Origin of the sequence: Thermoactinomyces mirandus, from assembly GCF_013868055.1 — a bacterium.
Taxonomy (GTDB): domain Bacteria; phylum Bacillota; class Bacilli; order Thermoactinomycetales; family Thermoactinomycetaceae; genus Thermoactinomyces; species Thermoactinomyces mirandus.
Map to the genome: position 1 here is coordinate 1 of NZ_JACEOL010000083.1, position 1,110 is coordinate 1,110.

The 1,110-nt window shown below is 50.6% G+C and carries 1 protein-coding gene and 1 pseudogene; both read right to left on the reverse strand.

Features of this window, described 5'->3' with window-relative positions; genetic code table 11:
- Positions 1-740: pseudogene (locus H2C83_RS17045) on the reverse strand (DNRLRE domain-containing protein); the annotation flags it as partial.
- A partial coding sequence (locus H2C83_RS17050; RefSeq protein WP_220184255.1) for a hypothetical protein occupies positions 734-1,110 on the reverse strand: 377 nt, incomplete at its 5' end. The pseudogene H2C83_RS17045 and the gene H2C83_RS17050, both read right to left, overlap by 7 nt.

Here is a 1,110-nt window from a genome sequence, read left to right on the forward strand (position 1 = left end):
TAGTCATAGGTGGTGGATTGGTTATTGGCATCCGTTACCCTGCTGACCTGATCGATCTCATTGTATTGGTAGGTGGTCTCTTTGTCACTGGCGTTGGTTACCCTGGTTTTGTTGCCGTTGGCATCATATTGGTACTGGGTTATACCATTTTTGGCGTCGATTACTTTTTTTAGCCGATCGAGTCCGTCATACTCAAATGTAGTCGTGTGGGCGCCCACTTTTTCGCTGGTTTGGTTGCCGACCGTGTCATATTCGCTTTCCGTTACCCGGCCTTGTGGATCGGTTGTCTTCACTTCGTAGTTGCCATTGGCATCGTATTGATGTCTGGTTGTAATGGAACCGACGCTCACTTTGGCGGTGTCAAACCAGGCGGCTCCGGACTGCTGACTGTATTCGTAGTAAACCTTGACTTTGTCGAAGGACCTGGTGGCCTTGATTTCCGCTGCCTGGTGCTGCCAGTCATGCGTTTTGGACTTGTCAAAGTGGAAAGTAAAGGTTTCCTGCTTCGTGTCATCAAGATACGTTTCAATAATGCACCCGTACATCCCGCCGGAAGGATTGGGATTTTCCACCCGGGAGTGGCCGGATACAGTTAAAACAGCCCCCGCCGACCCGGACAGTTTGATTTCCTGGCTGAGCGATTTCCACAGCGACGAATCACCCATCAGTTTGTAGCATCGTTCGCCGGAATAGGAGAATGAGACAACGAATCCGTCCCCAGTTCCCTTGTTGCTTACCATCCATCCGGAATCGCATCACTATTTGCATCCCGCTCCAGATCCCCAAACACATTGTACGCCCCGTAGTACTCTTCTTCTATTTGCAACCCATCAAACCAATAGGTACCGCCATACTGGTTCCCTTCACCCCCGCCTGCATACCCGCGAAGCTGGATGGTCACCGTATTGCCGGGGAAAGCAGCAGGTTCCAGCATCATATGCAAACGGGTCGGGTCTTGCGTTCCGGTGATTCCAAAGTAAGTCATGGTTTTGGTTACCGCTCCGGCGGAATCAAAGCCTACTACATAAAGGCGGCCAATTCCTTGGGCATTCTGGGTTTTGACATAACCGCTCATCGCATAGGTTTTGTTTGGATCATACGGGACTTTTG